This window comes from Klebsiella sp. A-Nf5 (assembly GCF_002810545.1).
In the GTDB taxonomy this organism is placed as follows: domain Bacteria; phylum Pseudomonadota; class Gammaproteobacteria; order Enterobacterales; family Enterobacteriaceae; genus Klebsiella; species Klebsiella variicola.
Window position 1 is genome coordinate 1 of the sequence record NZ_PIOG01000008.1, and the last position, 1,487, is coordinate 1,487.

The 1,487-nt window shown below is 44.6% G+C and carries 2 protein-coding genes and 1 pseudogene; 1 reads left to right on the forward strand and 2 read right to left on the reverse strand.

Annotated features, from left to right (window positions below; all coding sequences use genetic code 11):
* Window positions 1–184 (forward strand): annotated as a pseudogene (locus CWM53_RS31575) (hypothetical protein); the annotation flags it as partial.
* Between the two features lie 13 nt (window positions 185–197).
* On the opposite strand, the gene CWM53_RS00065 reads toward CWM53_RS31575, so the two are convergent.
* Entirely contained in the window at window positions 198–389 is a 192-nt protein-coding gene (locus CWM53_RS00065) for a hypothetical protein (RefSeq protein WP_100697862.1), read from the reverse strand.
* A 216-nt stretch (window positions 390–605) separates the two neighbouring features.
* A complete protein-coding gene (locus CWM53_RS31770) occupies window positions 606–989 on the reverse strand; it encodes an HGGxSTG domain-containing protein (RefSeq protein WP_227521678.1) in 384 nt (127 codons plus the stop codon).
* Window positions 990–1,487 lie beyond the last annotated feature (498 nt).

The following is a 1,487-nucleotide window of genomic DNA, read 5'->3' on the forward strand; positions in this document are numbered from 1 at the left end:
AACGGCTGTAATAGGGATTGTTGCTGATACTATCCGGGAAGGGTTAGATAATGGCCGCATTATCGCTGAGCGGCTCAATGAGGCCGGTTATCAGACCAAAGCAGGCAAGGCGTGGGATAAGGACATTTACAGTGCATGGAAGCGTAATCGGAATCATGCCGATAAGTTAACGGCGGCGATATAGCCGCGATTCTGCTTTACCCGCGAGGGGGAGCGGGCTTCTTCCACTGATAGGGCTTCGCGGTGATCCGTTGTTTAAAACGCTCCTTCGCCGCCAAAGCATTGCGCACATCATTTCTAACTGAAAAAAGCGTGTGGCGGTCTAATGGCTCTCCTTTTTTACGCGCCATAGCCAAAAGTGTTAATTCTAGTGTTTGACGATCCAGCATGAAATAAACCTCCCGCGCGGCCATCTACGAAAATTTCGTAGCTTGACGCTCTATAAGGGACTGTTATTGATTAATACTGTCACTGTGACTGTTTTTACTCAACACCATTCTACCATAGTAGCAAAAGTGAAATCAGATAAAACAGCATCTAAAAAACATGATATGTAATGTATTGTTTTTATAGCAAAGCTCAAAATTGCGCTCTGTGAAATCCTGTTAGCACGGGCTAATTACTTTTTTTCTCTCCTGCCATCGGCGATAGCCCTCTAACTGCCTGGCCTTACCTTCTGCCGTCCTTGCCCCGGTACTTTTCCCGCCGTGATATTTGCATCGGCCATTTAAATAGATGTCCTTCCGTTTGCATGGCGTCCCTGCTCTTGTGGTAGCCCCACACGTAAAACCATTTGTATCAGGGTAATCAGGTTCGACTGGTTTAGCCGGAAATTCAAGCGTGGGTTTCTTCCTGTGAAGTAGTGATGCCAAGATATTACTGGTAGTCATTTCATCACGCCGCTCAATATAACTCAGCAGCAAGGCATTGTGACTGCGCCACATAGCATCACGCAGCCTGAGAATGCGCACCTTTTCTTTGTTATCCATCTCCATCTCCATATCCTCACAACATCAACTTTTCTTAACAGTGCATGGGGTAGGGCATTTATGCGCAATTTCAACACTCTTATTTCTGCGCATTCGCAGTTTTCTACGCAGTGTTATAGGCATCATCACCTCTCGTAACATGATGATTAATATAGTAATTTAAGTTTAGTAGCATTCACATTTCCCTTAAAAGCGTTAGGATTCGTGATGTTATGATTCGCAATTGCATGAATTTTACACCTCCAGAACCTTATAGCCAGGCTGGTTACTTTAAACATCTGATTTTGTTCCAGAGGACTTTTTTGTCCTCTGGCATCAAACGTTTTAGTCACCGCTTAGATACGGGAAAATTCCGTATCTATCTTTATTTACTTCCGAGGTTCGTTAGCGCCTTATTTACCGTTCTTTCAATAACACCGGTTAGTCTGTCCACTATCGGCTTAAATGCCTGAAAGTACGCAGACTCAAGCGCGGCCGCCTCTGAACGTTTGAGTTTAA